This is a genomic window from Mesorhizobium sp. P2_C5_2 (assembly GCF_056404535.1).
In genome coordinates, this window is record NZ_JBFUDV010000004.1 from 25963 (window position 1) to 42682 (window position 16720).

General features: G+C 63.2%; 16 protein-coding genes. 8 read left to right on the plus strand and 8 right to left on the minus strand.

Annotated elements, in window-relative coordinates:
- Nucleotides 1-27: 27 nt before the first annotated feature.
- The gene (locus AC1D1B_RS15240; RefSeq protein ID WP_477333358.1) at nucleotides 28-915 is read left to right on the plus strand and encodes a LysR substrate-binding domain-containing protein; all 888 of its coding nucleotides are present in this window, start codon (nucleotides 28-30) and stop codon (nucleotides 913-915) included.
- Nucleotides 916-967: 52 nt separating this feature from the next.
- Here the strand turns inward: AC1D1B_RS15240 and AC1D1B_RS15245 are convergent, their stop codons facing one another.
- From AC1D1B_RS15245 to AC1D1B_RS15265, 5 genes are all read right to left on the minus strand, one after another.
- Nucleotides 968-1276: a cupredoxin domain-containing protein gene (locus tag AC1D1B_RS15245; protein ID WP_477333359.1), complete on the minus strand. Its 309-nt coding sequence runs from the start codon at nucleotides 1274-1276 to the stop codon at nucleotides 968-970.
- 2 nt (nucleotides 1277-1278) lie between these two features.
- Nucleotides 1279-1803 (minus strand): DUF4142 domain-containing protein, encoded by a 525-nt coding sequence (locus AC1D1B_RS15250; protein WP_477333360.1) that lies wholly within the window; start codon nucleotides 1801-1803, stop codon nucleotides 1279-1281.
- A gap of 107 nt (nucleotides 1804-1910) precedes the next feature.
- Nucleotides 1911-2591, minus strand: a complete 681-nt coding sequence (locus AC1D1B_RS15255) for an RNA polymerase sigma factor (protein WP_477333361.1) — start codon at nucleotides 2589-2591, stop codon at nucleotides 1911-1913.
- Nucleotides 2592-2678: 87 nt separating this feature from the next.
- Nucleotides 2679-3764 (minus strand): HPP family protein, encoded by a 1086-nt coding sequence (locus AC1D1B_RS15260; RefSeq protein WP_477333362.1) that lies wholly within the window; start codon nucleotides 3762-3764, stop codon nucleotides 2679-2681.
- Nucleotides 3765-3990: 226 nt separating this feature from the next.
- Nucleotides 3991-5160 carry a cystathionine beta-lyase gene (locus AC1D1B_RS15265; protein ID WP_477333363.1) on the minus strand — a complete coding sequence of 390 codons (1170 nt, stop codon included), beginning with the start codon at nucleotides 5158-5160 and terminating at the stop codon, nucleotides 3991-3993.
- Nucleotides 5161-5628: 468 nt separating this feature from the next.
- Between AC1D1B_RS15265 and AC1D1B_RS15270 the strand changes: the two genes are divergently transcribed.
- The 5 genes from AC1D1B_RS15270 to AC1D1B_RS15290 all read left to right on the plus strand — a co-directional run bounded on the left by AC1D1B_RS15270 (nucleotide 5629) and on the right by AC1D1B_RS15290 (nucleotide 10661).
- Nucleotides 5629-6657, plus strand: a complete 1029-nt coding sequence (locus AC1D1B_RS15270) for an amino acid ABC transporter substrate-binding protein (protein WP_477333364.1) — start codon at nucleotides 5629-5631, stop codon at nucleotides 6655-6657.
- A gap of 63 nt (nucleotides 6658-6720) precedes the next feature.
- Entirely contained in the window at nucleotides 6721-7908 is a 1188-nt protein-coding gene (locus tag AC1D1B_RS15275) for an amino acid ABC transporter permease (RefSeq protein WP_477333365.1), read from the plus strand.
- 5 nt (nucleotides 7909-7913) lie between these two features.
- A complete protein-coding gene (locus tag AC1D1B_RS15280) occupies nucleotides 7914-9071 on the plus strand; it encodes an amino acid ABC transporter permease (RefSeq protein ID WP_477333366.1) in 1158 nt (385 codons plus the stop codon).
- Nucleotides 9072-9092: 21 nt separating this feature from the next.
- Nucleotides 9093-9896 (plus strand): amino acid ABC transporter ATP-binding protein, encoded by an 804-nt coding sequence (locus tag AC1D1B_RS15285; protein WP_023671483.1) that lies wholly within the window; start codon nucleotides 9093-9095, stop codon nucleotides 9894-9896.
- Between the two features lie 99 nt (nucleotides 9897-9995).
- Nucleotides 9996-10661, plus strand: coding sequence for a TIGR02117 family protein (locus tag AC1D1B_RS15290; RefSeq protein ID WP_477333367.1), 666 nt, complete (start codon nucleotides 9996-9998; stop codon nucleotides 10659-10661).
- A gap of 28 nt (nucleotides 10662-10689) precedes the next feature.
- On the opposite strand, the gene AC1D1B_RS15295 is transcribed toward AC1D1B_RS15290, so the two are convergent.
- Nucleotides 10690-11925 (minus strand): FAD-dependent monooxygenase, encoded by a 1236-nt coding sequence (locus AC1D1B_RS15295; RefSeq protein WP_477333368.1) that lies wholly within the window; start codon nucleotides 11923-11925, stop codon nucleotides 10690-10692.
- A gap of 19 nt (nucleotides 11926-11944) precedes the next feature.
- Nucleotides 11945-12190 (minus strand): zinc-finger domain-containing protein, encoded by a 246-nt coding sequence (locus AC1D1B_RS15300; RefSeq protein ID WP_477262504.1) that lies wholly within the window; start codon nucleotides 12188-12190, stop codon nucleotides 11945-11947.
- A 236-nt stretch (nucleotides 12191-12426) separates the two neighbouring features.
- Between AC1D1B_RS15300 and AC1D1B_RS15305 the strand changes: the two genes are divergently transcribed.
- Nucleotides 12427-14628, plus strand: coding sequence for an RNA degradosome polyphosphate kinase (locus tag AC1D1B_RS15305; RefSeq protein WP_181060255.1), 2202 nt, complete (start codon nucleotides 12427-12429; stop codon nucleotides 14626-14628).
- Entirely contained in the window at nucleotides 14628-16160 is a 1533-nt protein-coding gene (gene ppx / locus AC1D1B_RS15310) for an exopolyphosphatase (RefSeq protein WP_477333369.1), read from the plus strand. Before AC1D1B_RS15305 ends, ppx begins: the two co-directional genes overlap by 1 nt.
- A 21-nt stretch (nucleotides 16161-16181) precedes the next feature.
- Here the strand turns inward: ppx and AC1D1B_RS15315 are convergent, their stop codons facing one another.
- Nucleotides 16182-16586: a DoxX family protein gene (locus AC1D1B_RS15315; RefSeq protein WP_477333370.1), complete on the minus strand. Its 405-nt coding sequence runs from the start codon at nucleotides 16584-16586 to the stop codon at nucleotides 16182-16184.
- Nucleotides 16587-16720: the final 134 nt, after the last annotated feature.

A 16720-nucleotide genomic window follows, 5' to 3' on the forward strand; every position in this document is an offset into this window, starting at 1 on the left:
GTCGCCGATGCCCCAGGGAGCCGGACGATGGCCGTCAATCCGCCTCGACCCCGAATGCCGCCGCTCAACAGCTTGCGGGCCTTTGAGGCGGCCGCCCGTCATGAAAGCTTTGCCAAGGCTGCCGACGAGCTCGGCGTCACGCCTGCCGCCGTATCGCATCAGGTCAAGGCGCTCGAGGCATGGCTGGGCTCGGCGCTGTTCGCACGCCATGCACAAGGGTTGCATCTGACCGAGGCCGGCCGCGCAGCGTTGCCGGCCTTCTCCACGGCATTCGACGCGATGGGCCTTGCCGTTCAGGAATTGCGCATCTCGGCGCCGAGGCCGCAGGTCAGCATCGCCGCGCTGCCGTCGATCGCCCAGCTTTGGCTTGCGCCACGCCTGCCGGCGCTGCGTACAACCCTTCCGGCGCTTCGCCCATCCATTCATGCGCTGGAGGAGCCGCCGGACTTCAGGCGCGAGCCCTTCGACCTCGCCATCTTCCTGACCAGGCATGCCCCAGCCGGCAGCCGCGCGTTCAAGCTTTGCGACGACGTCATCTTTCCGCTCTGCGCGCCGGCCCTGGCGCAGCAACTGAAAACGCCGGCCGATCTGTCGTCGCAACTTCTGCTTTGGGATACCACCTGGACCGGCGACTGGAGCCTGTGGTTCGAGGCTGCCGGGATCAAGGGACCATCGATCGACACCGGCTCCGAGTTTTCGCTCTACAGCATGGCGCTGCAGGCGGCGATCGACGGCGCCGGCGTGCTGATGGGGCACGAGGCGCTGGTGTCGCGCGCACTCGCCGCAGGTTCGCTGGTGGCGCCGTTCCCGAGGCGCGTCGCCACCGGCCTCAGCCTGTCGATCCTGGCGCCGGACCGTCCGCCCGCCCAGGCCGCACAGATGATCGACTGGCTGCTTGCGCAGGAGCAGGTGTGATAGTATCGCCGAGCCGGCGGCGGTCCTCTTTCCGCCGCCAACCCTTGTTGATTCACTGCACTACGTCCAGGTGACCCTTCATATTGGGATGGAAGCGGCAGAAATAGTCGACTGCTCCTGCTGCTTTGAGGGTCATTTTTCCCGTCGACTTGGGCGCGATCATCACCTCCCAGCCGCCTTTCACAGTGGCGGTGTGGGCGAAGGCATCCTTGTTCACCCACTCGATCGTATCGCCTATCTTGGCCTCGATGCTTGCCGGCGAGAAGGCGAGCTTCTCGATCGTAACCTCGATCGTTGCCGCCATCGCCGGTGACGCGAAAAGCACAAGGGTCAGCGCGGCCGAGAGTATCCGCGCAGCCATTATCATTTCAACATGCCGGCGACGTGTTCGGCATGTTGCTCGTGGCCCTGGAAGATCTTGAGGCCGGTTTCGAGCAGATCCTTCAGCTCTGCATTGCTGGCCGAGGGGATCAAAAGCGTCTCAAGAGCGCCATTGACCTGCTTGTGGTAGGCGACCTCGTTTTCGATATAGGCCTTGTCGAAGGCGGCACCTTCGAGCTTGGCGAGCTTGGCATGCTCCTCTTCCGCTGCCTTGCTCAGCGCCTGGCTGGTGGCGTTGTCTTCCGGCGTTACCTTGAGCTTCTTGACCAGGTCGAGCGCCTGTTTGTTGACCGCCTCATGGTCGCGCTCCATGTCCTTGGCGAAATCGACGACCTCCTTGGTCTTTGACGTCTTGATAGCCAGTTTGGCTGCCTCGATGTCGATCACGCCCGCGGTGTAGGCGATATGGGCGATCTGCGGATCGGTTGGCTTGTCCGCAGCCTGCGCCAATGGGGCCGTGCCCATCAACAGGACGGTGGCGAGCGCGGCTATGTGTCGAGTAAACATGGCATCTCCTTCGCCCGACCGCGAAGGCGGCGGGCTTCATCTGGGTTGACGCGTATTGGATGCGGGAGGGGAAGAAACGTTCCCTGGGAATCGGCGAAGACCGAAGATCAGCTTTGCAAGCCGAGCCGCTTCATCACCGCCTCGGTCAATCGCTCGCAACGCCGGCCCGCGAAGGGAAAAGCATCGAGCAGCACCGGGCCGATCTCGTCATCCAGCGCCTTGCGCACCAGGGCACGCGCCCGGTGCAGTCTGGTCTTGACGGTCTCGGGACGCACGCCAAGCAGATCAGACGTTTCCTCGATACTCAGACCCTCGATAACGCGGGCGACAAAGACTGTCCGATAGACATCGGGAAGGTTGTCGGTCGCTCGTTCGACCAGCCTGAGGATCTGTCGCTGCGCCATCGTCCGCTCCGGATCGTCGCTTGGGTTGAGGGGGAACTGGATGATTTGTGCTTCCTGGTCTGCAGGCATCGCCACGGTGCGCCGCCTTTTGCGCAAGCGGCCGAGCGCTTCGTTGATGACGATGCGCGACAGCCAGGTGGCCAGGGAAGCATCGCCGCGAAACGTCGCCAGGGCGGCAAAGGCCCTGACATAGGCTTCTTGGACAATGTCCTCGGCCTCGCTGTCGTTGCGCACGACGCCGCGCGCGATGCGGTAGAGCCGCTGGTTGTGCGTCTTGATGATGGCGCGGAAGGCATCCGCCTCGCGCGCCATTGCGCGGTGGACAAGCAGCATCTCGCCGGACGCGGAAAACGCTACGGGTTGTATTGCGGACTTTCTGGTCACGACCGCTCTCCCTGGCCAAACGCTTGATCGAGACATTGGACGCGGTCGCGGACAAAAGGTTCCCGACCTTTCTCCACCCGAGGCGATCTACCCTATAGCTTTGGTCGCCACCTTGTCTGCCGTTTGCATTCGCGCCGCTGCGGCCAGAAGATCGGTCTGCGTGATCAGGCCGAGGATGCGGCGCTCGCTGTCAATGATCACTACTGCATGGCTGCGACCGTCTGTGAGCACGGGAAGCAGGCTCATCGCCGGTGTGTCGGGGGGGGCGGTGCCGGCGTTCGACATCACGTCTCTCACCGTTTCGGTGGCTCTCGTCAATTCGCGCAGGCCGACGGCGCCGACCAGCCTTGCCTCCGCGTCGACCACCGGCAAGGTGCGGATGTTGTGGTCGAGGAGTTGCTGTCGCGCCTGGTCGGCGGAAGCGTCCTCAGGCACCGACACCACATCGCGCGACATAATGTCGGCGCAGAGCAACGTCCGGTGCGAACGGACCATGGCCTGCAATTCGACCTGGCGCAGCAGCAATTCGAGATCGCCGCGATCGATATCGAAGCTCTCGTCCAGCGCGCCAAGCGCGGCATCGATATCCTCGGGCCTGAAGCCGACGCGCTGCGCCGCCGGCGGGTCGGCCGTTCCATGGCTGTTGGCGACAGGAGAGGGCCGGTGCGGATAGCTGCGCCGCGACAGCCTGTGGAAAGCGTAACCGAGTGCGACCAGAATGATCGAGTTCAGCGCCACCGGCACGAAGGGAAACAGGAAGCCGGCGCTGATCACGGCCGGTCCGCCGAGCACGGCGGTCAGCGCGGCCGCTCCGCCCGGCGGATGCAGGCAGCGCGTGAACGACATGGCGGCGATCGCCAGCGCCACGGCTATGCCCGTGGCGACAATCGGCTCGTGCACGAAATGCGCCACGATCACGCCTACCAGCGCCGATATGGTGTTGCCGCCGACGATCGACCATGGCTGCGCCAGCGGGCTCGCAGGTACCGCAAACAGCAGTACGGCCGAAGCGCCCATCGGCGCCACCAGCAGCGGCACATGCGGGCCGTTGCCGAGCACCAGCGCGCCGATCGCCCCGGTCAGCGCAATGCCGATCATCGCGCCGATACAGGCGATGAGGCGCTCGCGCAGCGTCGCGCCGGCGAGAATAGGGACAAAGAGACGAAAGGCCATGGCAAGCTCGGTCTGGCTGGAAGTTGCGGCTCGAAGCGCCTTGCAATGCGGGCTGACTGCCAGCTTTGAAAGTCAACCCAATCCGAAAAACCGCATAATGGGGAAATAACACTGCGCGTGGTCAAGCGATGAGCGGCTTTGCGACATCGGGCGTCCCACAAAGCTTCCCAGCCAGTCTTTTCAGGCCTTTGTGCCGGTTTGCGGATTCAGCTTGGCAAGCTGCCGTTCATGCCGCAGCCGCAGCGGCCAGTCCGCGCAGAATATCAGCCTTGAGGTCCTCGACGTCCTCGAGCCCGATCTGCAGGCGGAGCAGCGGCCCGTCATAGGGGCCCTTGGCGACGGTGCGATCGCCGAGGAAGACCGGCACGGCAAGGCTCTCATAGCCGCCCCAGGAATAGCCGAGGCCGAAGATTTTCAGCGCATCGAGGAAGGCGTGCTGCTGTTTCTGGCCACCGCCCTTGAGCACGATCGAGAAGATTCCGCTCGAGCCGGAAAAATCGCGCTTCCACAGCGCATGATCGGGATGGCTGGGGAGCGCTGGGTGCAGCACGCGCGCCACGCCGGGCTGGCCTTCGAGCCAGGCGGCAATGGCAAGCGCGCTCTTTTGATGGTGATCGAGCCGCACGCCCATCGTGCGCAGGCCGCGCAGCACCTGGTAGACGTCGTCGGGGCCGGCGCAGCAGCCCATCGTGTAGAACGTCTCGCACAGCTGTTTCCAGCAGCCGGCATTGGCCGACACCGTTCCCATCAGCACATCGGAATGGCCGGCCGGGTACTTCGTCGCCGCATGGATCGAGATATCGACGCCGTGGTCAAGCGGGCGGAAATAGAGCGGCGTCGCCCAGGTGTTGTCCATCATGACGATGGCGCCGGCCGCGTGCGCCGCCTTGGCAATGGCTGGGACGTCCTGCACCTCGAAGGTGTTGGAGGCCGGCGATTCCGTGAGCACGACTTTGGTGTTCGGCTTGATCAGCCTGGCGATGCCGGCGCCGGCATATGGATCGTAATACTCGACCTCGACGCCCAACCGCTTCAGCATCGTGTCGGCGAAATTACGCGTCGGATGATAGACCGAATCGACGATCAGGATGTGATCGCCCGCCGACAGGAAAGCCAGCAGCGGGATCGTCACCGCCGCCAGACCCGACGGCACCAGGATGGTGCCGGCTGAGCCCTCCAGCGCGTCGATCGCATGCGCCAGCGCATCAGTCGTCGGCGTACCGCGGGTGCCGTAGGTGTATTTCTGGCTACGGGCCGCCATTGTCGCTGCATTGGGGTAAAGCACGGTCGAGGCATGCACGACCGGCGGATTGACGAAGCCGAAATAGTCGTGCGGATTGTTGCCCGAATGGGCAAGCCGCGTGTTGATGCCCAGTTCGCTGCCGTCTGTCGCCATGGTTCGCCGCCTGTCAAAGGATGTCAGGAGATCAGCCATAAAGCGGCGGCAGAGCCCGCGCAACAGCCGTGGATCCGCCAAGCGGTGGGGTTTACATGGGCCAATCCATCGGTTCGCGCCTCCAACAAAGCATAGCTGTAGTGACGACGGGGTCTGCCGCGAGTTATGGACTTGCGCGGCTGCTTCTTTGACTGATTTGTTTGCACGGGTTGCCGATTTCCTGGTGCTCTTGTGCGCATTTCAGGCATTCGCGGCAATTGCTTTTCAAAGCTGTCGTGAATCGGTCATTTCCCTTGACCTCACAGGAATAATCGCCTTCGATGCAGCTCGTGAATGGGAGGGGCCGGGCGTCGGTTACGACGCGGGGTTCCGGGATGCACCGGATGGGAGCCGGGTTCACACAGGAAAAAGATCAGGATTTGCCTGAGGATCAGGGTTTACCTGAAAACAGAAAAGGGTCTGTGGGTTATGAAACACATTGCAATTGGCATCCTTGGAGCCGCCGCGCTCGGCTTTATGGCTTCGGCCGCGTCGGCGAGCACGCTCGACGACGTCAAGGCGAAAGGCTTCATCCAGTGCGGCACCAACACCGGTCTGGCTGGCTTCGCCGCGCCTGACGACAAGGGTGAATGGAAGGGCATCGATGTGGACTTCTGCCGCGCTGTCGCGGCCGCTGTCTTCGGTGACGGCACCAAGGTCAAGTTCACCCCGCTCAGCGCCAAGGAACGCTTCACCGCGCTGCAGTCGGGCGAGGTCGACATCCTGTCGCGCAACACCACCTGGACCATCAACCGTGATACGGCACTTGGCCTGAACTTCGCCGGCGTCACCTACTATGACGGCCAGGGCTTCATGATCAACGCCAAGAAGTTGCCGGGCGTCAATTCGGCGCTGCAGCTTTCGGGCGCGGCGGTCTGCGTGCAGAGCGGCACCACGACCGAACTCAACCTCGCCGACTACTTCAAGGCGAACAAGATGGAGTACAACCCGGTCGTCTTCGAAAAGCTGGAAGAGGTCAACGCCGCCTATGACGCCGGCCGTTGCGACGTCTACACCACCGACCAGTCGGGCCTCTACGGCATCCGCCTGACGCTCAGCGCGCCGGCTGATCATGTCGTGCTGCCCGAGATCATCTCCAAGGAGCCGCTCGGCCCGGCCGTGCGCCAGGGTGACGACCAGTGGTACCACATCGTCAAGTGGACCTACTTCGCGCTGTTGCAGGCCGAGGAACTGGGCATCACCCAGGCCAATGTCGAAGAGATGAAAGCCTCGGATAACCCCGAGATCAAGCGCGTGCTCGGTCAGGAAGCCGAAACCAAGATCGGCACCGATCTCGGCGTGAGCAATGACTGGGTCGTCAACATCGTCAAGGCCGTCGGCAATTACGGCGAAATGTTCGAGCGCAATGTCGGTACTGGCAGCCCGCTGAAGATCGCGCGCGGCATCAATGCGCTGTGGACCAAGGGCGGCCTGCAATACGCGCCACCCATCCGCTGATCGAAATGTGATCCGGAAGGCAGATCGTCTGCCTTCCGGTTTCTCTTTCCAGGGGATGGTCCAATGGCGTCGCAGGAAGTTCTTCGCGAGGAGCCGAGCCGAGGTTCCTTTATAAACGATCCAAAAGTCCGCGGGGTTTTCTTCCAGGCGGTGGTTGTCATCTTGCTGGTGGCGGGCGTCTGGTGGATTGTCCACAATGTCATCGAGAACCTGCAGCGCCTGCACATTGCTTCCGGTTTCGGCTTCCTTAAAAACCGCGCCGGCTTCGACATCTCGGAAAGCGCCATCGCTTATAGCTCGGACAGCACTTATGGGCGTGCCATTGTCGTCGGGCTGATCAACACCATCATCGTTGCCGTTGCCGGCATCATTACCGCGACCATCATCGGCTTCATCGTTGGTATCGGCCGCTTGTCGCGCAACTGGCTGATCCGCAAGATCTGCACGGTCTATGTCGAGGTCTTCCGCAACATCCCGCCGCTGCTGGTGATCTTCTTCTGGTATTCCGGCGTGCTGGCGGTCTTGCCCGTGGTGCGCGAAAGCATCAACCTGCCGTTCGGCTCTTTTCTCAACCAGCGCGGCTTCTATTTTCCACGCGCTGTCTGGGGCGACGGCTCCTGGCTGATCTTCGTCGCCTTCCTTGTCGGTATCGCCATGGCGTGGTTCGTCGCCCGCACGGCACGCCAGCGGCAGATGGCGACCGGTCAGCAGTTTCCAATACTCTGGACCTCGCTGGCGCTGATCATCGGCCTGCCGTTGCTGGCCTACGTGCTGAGCGGTTTTCCGCTGACCTTCGATTTTCCGAAGCAATCGACCTTCAACCTGACTGGCGGTTTCCAGGTCAAGCCAGAGTTCCTGTCGCTCTATCTGGCACTGTCCTGCTACACGGCGGCCTTCATTGCCGAGATCGTGCGCGCCGGCATTCTCGGCGTCAGCAAGGGCCAGACCGAAGCGTCAGGCGCGCTGGGGATGCGGCCGGGATCGATCCTGCGGCTTGTGGTAGTGCCGCAAGCCATGCGCATCGTCATCCCGCCGCTGACCAGCCAGTATCTCAACCTGACCAAGAACTCGTCGCTGGCCATCGCCATCGGTTATCCCGACCTGACGGCGACAGCCGGCACGGTGCTGAACCAGACGGGCCAGGCGGTCGAGGGCGTGCTGATTATGATGGTGGTTTACCTCATCATCAGCCTGGTGACCTCTGCAGTCATGAACGTGGTCAACGCCAGAATGGCGCTGGTGGAGAGGTAACGGCCATGCAGGAACATGATACCGCCTGGGTGCGGACCGAAATGGCACTGGCGCAACAGGCGCCTGCCGGAGTGCGCGGCCCCTTAGCCTGGGTCCGCAAGAACCTGGTCGGCTCGGTGGGCGACATCATCCTGACTGTCCTGGGCATCGCGCTGGTGGCGATGATCCTGCCGCCAATCATCAACTGGGCCTTCATCAGCGCCCAGTGGGTGGGAGCGGACCGCACGGTATGCGCTACGGCGGCGCAAGGCGGTATTCAGCCGGACGGCTGGTCCGGCGCCTGCTGGGCCTTCGTCAACGCCAAGTTCGGCCAATTCATGCTCGGCCGCTATCCCACAGAAGAGCGCTGGCGGCCGATCCTGGTCGCCATCCTGTTCGTGGCACTGCTGGTGCCGCTGCTGATGCCGCGCGTGCCGCGCAAGGGGCTGAACGCCATCCTGCTCTTCCTGGTGCTGCCGATTGTTGCCTTCGTGCTGCTGGTTGGCGGCATGTTCGGCCTGCCGCATGTCGAGACACAGCTGTGGGGCGGCCTGCTGGTGACGCTGAGCCTGTCTTTCGTCGGCATCGCCGTGTCGCTGCCGATGGGCATCGTGCTGGCGCTCGGGCGGCGCTCCAAGATGCCGATCGTCAAGACACTGTGCGTGGTCTTCATCGAATTCGTTCGCGGCATCCCGCTGATCACTGTGCTGTTCTTTGCCAGCGTCATGCTGCCGCTGTTCCTGCCCGCCGGCGTTTCCTTCGACAAGTACCTCAGGGCGTTGATCGGTGTTTCGCTGTTTGCCGCTGCCTATATGGCCGAAGTGGTGCGCGGCGGCCTGCAGGCGATCCCCAAGGGTCAGTATGAGGGTGCGGATTCGCTAGGCCTCGGCTACTGGCAGAAGATGGTTCTGATCGTGCTGCCGCAGGCGTTGAAGCTGGTCATTCCCGGCATCGTCAACACCTTCATCGGCATGTTCAAGGACACCAGCCTGGTCATCATCATCTCGATGTTCGACCTGCTTGGTGTCGTCAAGCAGAACTTCTCCGATCCCAACTGGGCGACGCCGCAGACCACCAAGTCCGGCCTGATCTTTGCAGCCTTCGTCTTCTGGCTGTTCTGCTTCGGCATGTCGCGCTATTCCATGTACACGGAACGCCGGCTCGACACCGGCCACAAACGCTAAAAACAAAAAGGGGAACCTGCCATGGTCATAGAAAACGCCGTCAGCGCCGAAGAGATCAAGGTCGATGCCAAGAAGATGCACATCTCGACCACCGATGTCGCCATCGACATCATCGGCATGCACAAATGGTATGGCGAGTTCCATGTGCTGAAGGACATCAATCTGAAGGTGATGCGCGGCGAGCGCATCGTCATCTGCGGTCCTTCGGGCTCCGGCAAATCGACCATGATCCGCTGCATCAACCGGCTGGAAGAACACCAGAAGGGCAAGATCATCGTCGACGGCAAGGAACTCACCAACGATCTCAAAAAGATCGACGAGGTGCGCCGCGAGGTCGGCATGGTGTTCCAGCACTTCAACCTGTTCCCGCATCTGACGATCCTGGAGAACTGCACGCTGGCGCCGATCTGGGTGCGCAAGACGCCGAAGAAGCAGGCCGAAGAGATCGCCATGCACTTCCTCAAGCGCGTGAAAATCCCCGAACAGGCCAACAAATATCCGGGCCAGCTGTCTGGCGGTCAGCAGCAGCGCGTGGCGATCGCCCGTTCGCTGTGCATGAACCCGCGCATCATGCTGTTCGACGAGCCGACCTCGGCGCTCGATCCCGAAATGATCAAGGAAGTGCTGGAGACGATGGTGGGTCTCGCCGAAGAAGGCATGACGATGCTGTGCGTCACCCACGAAATGGGCTTTGCCCGCAAGGTCGCCAACCGGGTGATCTTCATGGATCAGGGCCAGATCGTGGAACAGAACACGCCGGCCGAGTTCTTCGACCATCCGCGCCATGAGCGCACGAAGCTGTTCCTGTCGCAGATCCTGCACTGATCGTTTCGATGCAAACAAAAAGAGCCCGGCCGCAATGCGGCCGGGCTTTTTTGCTTTTTGGGGCCGGACGATGACGCCGGGAGACCGTAAAGCCGCCGCATGAGAAAAGCCCTGCGTTTCCTGGCCATGTTGGTTGTCGCAGTGGCCCTTGCCGCGGCGCTCGGCACTTTGGTGCCGCGCCCGCTCTGGCCGGCGGCCGCTGCGGGTGAGGGCACGCGTCACATTCTGGTGCTGAAGAATCCGATCCACACCGACATCGCCATTCCCGTCGACGACGAGGTACGCCAACGCTTCCGCTTCCTGGTCGATGCCGGCATCCCCGCGGACGCTCCTGAGGTGCGCTACATCGTCTTCGGCTGGGGCGGCCGCGCCTTCTATCTGGAGACGCCAACCTGGTCTGAGCTGAAAGCAGTGCCTGTGCTCAAGGCGCTGACGCTGGACGCCTCGGTCATGCATGTGGATATCGCCGGCGCCATCGCCGAACCACATCCCGCCGTCACCGGCTTCGACATCGATGAGGAGCGTTTTGCAGCACTGCTCGATTACATCGACGCGAGCTTCCAGCAAGGGCCGAACGGTCCGGTTGTCATCGAGAATGCCGCCTATTCCCGCTTCGACCGCTTCTTCGAGGCGAACGGCCATTTCAACGCGCTGGTCGGCTGCAACACCTGGACGGCGGCGGGTCTGCGCACCGCCGGCCTGCGCACCGGCTGGTGGAACCCGCTGCCGGCCTCGCTCGGCCTGTCGATGCGGCTTTACAACTAGCTGAAAACGGTAGGCATCCCGGCGACGTCTAGCGCCGGATGATTTTCGGCGGCTCCCAGCCGTAGAGCCAGTCGAGATCGGCCGCGAGCTTTTCGGGCGAGCGCATGGCCAGAAACAGGTTGCGGGCGACAGCCACCGGGCCGGCGGCATGCCAGGCCAGGCGGTTGACGGCGCCGCGACGGGCGGCCTTGGCGACCCGTGGCCGCCGCAGGTTTTCCCAGATTTGAAGACTTTCCGCCGGATCGACAGGGAAATCGGCAATGACGTCAGCCAGCGTCACGGCATCCTCGATCGCCATGGCCGCACCTTGCGCCGCAAACGGCGTCATCGCATGCGCGGCGTCGCCGATCAGGGCAATGCCTTGCGGGCTCGTCCACCGCCTTTGTTCGACGGTGTGGATTGGAAAGGCCGTCCATGGGCCGGCCAGCGCCACAAGATTCGCCAGGCCCGGCGCGGTGTGGCGCAGGGCAGTAGTGAGGATGGCGGGATCGGCACGACCCGACCAGCCTTCGGCTATACGCTCGCCCTTGGTGAAGGCGGCGAGATTGAAGGCGCGGCCCTTGCTGACGGGATAGGCGACCATGTGGAAACCGGGATGCAGGAAAGTGGTGACGCAGTCGGCGGCGCCGATGGCGGCAAAGGCTTCTCCGGCGGCGTTCTCGGCGGCGATCGTGGCCCGCCAGGCGAGTTCGCCCGAAAAGCGGCTCTTCTCGAAAGCGGGTTCCTTGTCCCTAAGTTGCGCCCGAACCGACGACCAGACACCGTCGGCGCCAACCAGGAGCCGGCCACGCGCCTCGACCGCGCGGCCATCCGCTTCGGCGGTCACGGCAACATCTTGTGGGTTGATGGCGATGCTAGCCACCCGGGCACCGGTGATGAGCTCAACCCCCGGCTGTTCAGCCACTTGCGCCAGCAGCGCTGCCTGCAGATCGGCGCGATGGGCGACGAGATAGGGCGCCTGCCAACGCGCTTCGGCGGCCCGCCCAAGCGGCACCCGTGCCAGTTCGTGCAGCGTCGCGGCGTCCTTCAACACCACCGCTTCGGGCCGCAATGCCGCTGGCAGCAGCCGATCGAGCACGCCGAGTTTTCGAAGAATGCGTGTTGCGTTGGGCGAAAGCTGGATGCCGGCGCCGGCCGCTTCGAGGCGCGCCGCCTGTTCGAACAGTTTTACGGGATAACCGCGTTCGGCAAAGGCAAGGGCAGCCGTCAACCCGGCAACGCCGGCCCCGGCGATTATGACCTGCCGGGACCTGATGTCTTCCATCGGGCTAGCCGCGACAGGATCAGGCGGCCTGGTCGATGTAAATGCAGCCGGCGGGCAGGGTTTCCGTCGCCTTCAGCTTCGCCGAATAGCGGTAGAGCGTCGAGCAATAGGGGCAGACCTTTTCATTGTCGTCGCCCATGTCGAGGAAGACATGCGGATGATCGAAGGGCGGGTTGGCGCCGGTGCACATGAATTCCCTGACACCGATGTCGATCGCCGGATGGCCGGCATCGTTCTGGAAATGGGGAATGGAACCGCCTGCCATCATCGTCTCCTTAACGCAGTCTCGTCTGCATCTGGATCATAACAGCTCTCTTTGCAAGATCGATGAAATGAAACTGTCGTAAAACCCTGTCAGAGGATAAGTTAAGCCGGTTAAGCGCATGACCCCGGAAGCTGAGCGATTCCGCGACGGATTATGCGTCACAAAGACATGTTAGAGCGTCCATGGCCATCTCGGCGATGCGGCGCTCCAAAGGAAACGGTTGCGGGCAGGAAACCATGAATGAACTGAAGCCGGTGCAGAGCGAATTCATCAATGTCGAGGTGGCGAGCCCCGAGGGCGGCAATCCCGACCGTTTCGTCAACCGCGAATTCTCCTGGCTGCAGTTCAACCGGCGCGTTCTCGAGGAATCGCAGAACGAGCACCATCCGCTGCTCGAGCGGGTCCGCTTCCTGTCGATCTCGGCCGCCAATCTCGACGAGTTCTTCATGGTCCGCGTCGCCGGTCTTGCCGGCCAGGTGCGCGAAGGCATTGCGCTCAAGAGCCCCGACGGCCGCACGCCCGAGCAGCAGCTCGAACAATTGCTGCGCGAGGTCGAGCGGCTGCAGGAGGACCAGCAGAACAGCCTGTCGGCGCTGATGCTGCTGCTCAACAAGGAAGGTATTGAGAGCATCACCCGCGATGCACTGACCAAGGATGAGAAGGTCTGGCTGGAAGACCATTTCCAGGACCAGGTCTTCCCGGTGCTGACCCCGCTGTCGATCGACCCGGCGCATCCGTTCCCGTTCATTCCCAATCTCGGCTTCTCGATGGCGCTGCAATTGCGCCATCGCAAGAATGGCGAGGAGATGAGCGCGCTCTTGCGCCTGCCGGTGGCGCTGAAGCGCTTCATCCGTTTGCCCGACCGCAAGCAGCATGTTCGCTTCATCCCGCTCGAAGAGGCGGTCGGCCTCTATATCGGCAAGCTGTTCCCCGGATACGAGGTCAAGGGCTCCGGTACCTTCCGCATCATCCGGGACAGCGACATCGAGGTCGAGGAGGAGTCGGAGGATCTCGTGCGCCTGTTCGAGACGGCGCTGAAGCGCCGCCGCCGCGGTTCGGTCATCCGCATCGAATTCGACAAGTTGATGCCCGGCGAATTGCGCGAGTTCGTTGCCGGTGAGCTTGGCGTCTCTTCGAGCCGCATTAGCGTTCTGACCGGCCCACTGGCGCTCAGCCAGATTTCCGAGATTGTCGCCGTGCCCCGCGACGACCTCAAATTCAGGCCCTACAATCCGCGCTTTCCCGAGCGCATCCGCGAGCACGGCGGCGATTGTTTCGCCGCCATCCGCGAGAAGGACATCGTCGTCCACCACCCGTACGAATCCTTCGACGTGGTGGTGCAGTTCCTGCGCCAGGCGATGGCCGATCCGGAAGTGGTGGCGATCAAGCAGACGCTCTACCGCACCTCCAACGACAGCCCGATCGTGCGAGCGCTGGTGGACGCGGCAGAGGCCGGCAAGTCGGTGACCGCACTGGTCGAGCTCAAGGCGCGCTTTGACGAGGAAGCCAACATCCGCTGGGCGCGTGACCTCGAGCGCGCCGGCGTCCAGGTCGTGTTCGGCTTCCTCGAGCTGAAGACGCATGCCAAGATGTCATTGGTGGTGCGGCGCGAGGACGGCAAGCTGCGCAACTATGTGCATCTGGGCACCGGCAACTACCATCCGGTCACCGCGCGCATCTACACCGACCTGTCCTTCTTCACCACCGATCCGACGATCGCGCGCGATGTCGCGCAGCTGTTCAACTTCATCACCGGCTATGCCGAGCCAACCGATGAGATGCGGATCGCCATCTCGCCGTTCACGCTGCGCAGCCGCATCCTGAAGCACATTGCCGACGAGATCGCCCATGCGCTGGCGGGCCGGCCGGCGCGTATCTGGATGAAGATGAACGCGCTCGTCGACCCGAACATCATCGACGCGCTCTATGACGCCAGCCGCGCCGGCGTCGAGATCGATCTCGTCGTGCGCGGCATTTGTTGCCTGCGACCGCAGGTGCCGGGCCTGTCGGAAAACATCCGGGTCAAGTCGATCGTCGGCCGCTTCCTCGAACACAGCCGCATCTATTGCTTCGGCAATGGCCACGGCCTGCCCTCGGACGAGGCGATCGTCTACATCTCCTCGGCCGACCTGATGCCGCGCAATCTCGACCGCCGCGTCGAGACCATGGTGCCGATCACCAATCCAACTGTGCATGAACAGATACTTGGCCAGATCATGCTGGGCAACATCATGGACAACCAGCAAAGTTTCGACGTATTGGCTGACGGAACCTCCCGGCGCGTCGTGCTGGAGGAGGGTGAGGAACCGTTCAACGCGCAGGAATATTTCATGACCAATCCTAGCCTGTCCGGACGGGGCGATGCGCTGAAGTCGCATGCGCCCAAGCGCATCGCGCAGTTCAAGCGCCGCAAGAAAAACGCTGCAGCGTCCGGCTGATGATTTCAACTTCCCAGGGCCGGCTTCAGGATCGCCGACCGCTGTCCATCATCGACATCGGCTCGAACTCGATCCGCCTTGTCATCTATGAAGGGTTGGCGCGTTCGCCGACCACGCTGTTCAACGAAAAGATGCTGGCCGGCCTCGGCCGCGGCATCGTTTCGACCGGAAAGCTCGATCCCGAGGGCGTGACCCGCTCGATGGAAGAGTTCCGCCGCTTCCGCGCGCTGTCGAACCAGGCCGGCGCGGAGCATATGTACGTGCTCGCAACGGCTGCGGCCCGCGAGGCAATCAACGGCCCCGATTTCATCCACCGCGCCGAGGATGTGCTGAAAACCGAGATCCGCGTGCTGACCGGCCGGCAGGAGGCGCATTATTCGGCGCTCGGCGTCATCTCCGGCTTCCACCCCGCCAACGGCATTGCCGGCGACCTTGGCGGCGGCAGCCTGGAACTGATCGACGTCAACGGCGAGGCGATCGGCGACGGCATCACGCTGCCGCTGGGCGGCCTGCGGCTGCAGGACATGGCGAAGAATTCGCTCGCCCAGGCGGCAAAGATCGCGCGCGAGCAACTGGCGCGGGCCAAGCTTTTGAAGGGCGGGCAGGGCAGGCCCTTCTATACCGTCGGCGGCACCTGGCGAAACCTCGCCCGGTTGCACATGGAAATGAGCAATTATCCGCTCGGCGTCATGCATCACTACGAGATCTCGGCCGAAAGCGCGTCGGCTTTCCTCAAACAGGTGGCGAAGCCTGAGATCGAAAAAGTTCGCGGCATCGAAGGCGTCTCCAAAAACCGCCGTTCGCTGCTGCCCTATGGCGCGGTCGTGCTGCAGGAGATCATGGCGGCGATGCAACCGTCGAAGATCATCGTTTCGGCGCTCGGCGTGCGCGAAGGCTTCCTCTATTCGCTGCTCGATCAGGCCGAGCAGAAGGCAGATCCGCTGGTGTCCGCTTCGGAGGAGCTGGCCCGGCTGCGCTCGCGTTCCGTCACCCATGCGCATGAGCTTGTCGAATGGACGGGCAAGACCTTTGCCGCCTTCGGCATCGACGAGACCGACGACGAGGCGCGCTACCGCCACGCCGCCTGTCTGCTGGCCGATATAGGCTGGCGCGCGCACCCGGAATATCGCGGCAAGCAGTCGCTCAACATCATCGCCCACGCCTCCTTCATCGGCGTCGACCATCCCGGCCGCGCCTTCCTGGCGTTGGTCGGCCTGTTTCGCCATGAGGGCGTGTTCAACGATGCCGCGCCGGAAATCCGCGGCCTGGCGACGCCGCGCTATCTTGAGCGCGCCCGCATCCTGGCGGCAGTGCTGCGCGTCGTCTACCTGCTGACCGCTGCCATGCCCGGCGTCATGCCGCGGCTGAAATGGGAAAACCGCGGCAACGGCACGCTGGCGCTGGTGCTGCCGGCAGCACTTTCCGACCTTTACGGCGAGCGCCCGGCCGGGCGCCTGGCGCAGCTGGCGCGGATCACCAACCGCCGGCTGGTGCTGGCGGTCGAGGGCGGGCAGAGCGTTTCGGTGAAGTAGCCTCTCGAGGCCGAGCAGCGCTCAGGACGAGCGGCGCCCGTCGATCGACCAGGCGCCGGCACCAGCCATGGCCAGCGCCAGGAAGCCGCCGGCGATGGCAATGTCCTTCATCAGCATCTGCTGGTGCATGAAGGCGAGCATTGGGTCGTCGCCGCCCTGGCCGTAGTGGCCGATGGAGCCCGCGACGATGCAGAAGGCGGCAAGCAGCAGCGCGACCAGCGGCGTCTGGAAGCCGACCAGTATCAACAACCCGGCGATCAGCTCGAACAGGCCGGTGCCCCAGGCCGCAAGGGTCGGCAGCGGCATACCTAGACCGGCGAAATAGCCAGTCGTGCCGGCAATGTCGGCAAGTGCGTGATAGCCGGAGGGAACGAACAGCGCGGCGAGCAACAGCCGGGAAAGCAGAAGCAATGCGTCGCGGGGCATGGTCGTCTCCGTTGTCTGTCCGCCGGCTGTTCTGCCCCCGATCCTAGCAGGGATGGGACGCGGGCGCGCTTAGACAGACAACGAAAAAGCGGCGCGGAAAATTCCGCGCCGCTTTTTTCAGGCTTGGGAGGGAA

Coding starts and splice junctions, on each gene's coding strand:
- AC1D1B_RS15240 (WP_477333358.1), top strand. CDS start 28: ATGGCCGTCAATCCGCCTCGACCCCGAATGCCGCCGCTCAACAGCTTG.
- AC1D1B_RS15245 (WP_477333359.1), bottom strand. CDS start 1,276: ATGGCTGCGCGGATACTCTCGGCCGCGCTGACCCTTGTGCTTTTCGCG.
- AC1D1B_RS15250 (WP_477333360.1), bottom strand. CDS start 1,803: ATGTTTACTCGACACATAGCCGCGCTCGCCACCGTCCTGTTGATGGGC.
- AC1D1B_RS15260 (WP_477333362.1), bottom strand. CDS start 3,764: ATGGCCTTTCGTCTCTTTGTCCCTATTCTCGCCGGCGCGACGCTGCGC.
- AC1D1B_RS15265 (WP_477333363.1), bottom strand. CDS start 5,160: ATGGCGACAGACGGCAGCGAACTGGGCATCAACACGCGGCTTGCCCAT.
- AC1D1B_RS15270 (WP_477333364.1), top strand. CDS start 5,629: ATGAAACACATTGCAATTGGCATCCTTGGAGCCGCCGCGCTCGGCTTT.
- AC1D1B_RS15275 (WP_477333365.1), top strand. CDS start 6,721: ATGGCGTCGCAGGAAGTTCTTCGCGAGGAGCCGAGCCGAGGTTCCTTT.
- AC1D1B_RS15280 (WP_477333366.1), top strand. CDS start 7,914: ATGCAGGAACATGATACCGCCTGGGTGCGGACCGAAATGGCACTGGCG.
- AC1D1B_RS15285 (WP_023671483.1), top strand. CDS start 9,093: ATGGTCATAGAAAACGCCGTCAGCGCCGAAGAGATCAAGGTCGATGCC.
- AC1D1B_RS15290 (WP_477333367.1), top strand. CDS start 9,996: ATGAGAAAAGCCCTGCGTTTCCTGGCCATGTTGGTTGTCGCAGTGGCC.
- AC1D1B_RS15295 (WP_477333368.1), bottom strand. CDS start 11,925: ATGGAAGACATCAGGTCCCGGCAGGTCATAATCGCCGGGGCCGGCGTT.
- AC1D1B_RS15300 (WP_477262504.1), bottom strand. CDS start 12,190: ATGGCAGGCGGTTCCATTCCCCATTTCCAGAACGATGCCGGCCATCCG.
- AC1D1B_RS15305 (WP_181060255.1), top strand. CDS start 12,427: ATGAATGAACTGAAGCCGGTGCAGAGCGAATTCATCAATGTCGAGGTG.
- ppx (WP_477333369.1), top strand. CDS start 14,628: ATGATTTCAACTTCCCAGGGCCGGCTTCAGGATCGCCGACCGCTGTCC.
- AC1D1B_RS15315 (WP_477333370.1), bottom strand. CDS start 16,586: ATGCCCCGCGACGCATTGCTTCTGCTTTCCCGGCTGTTGCTCGCCGCG.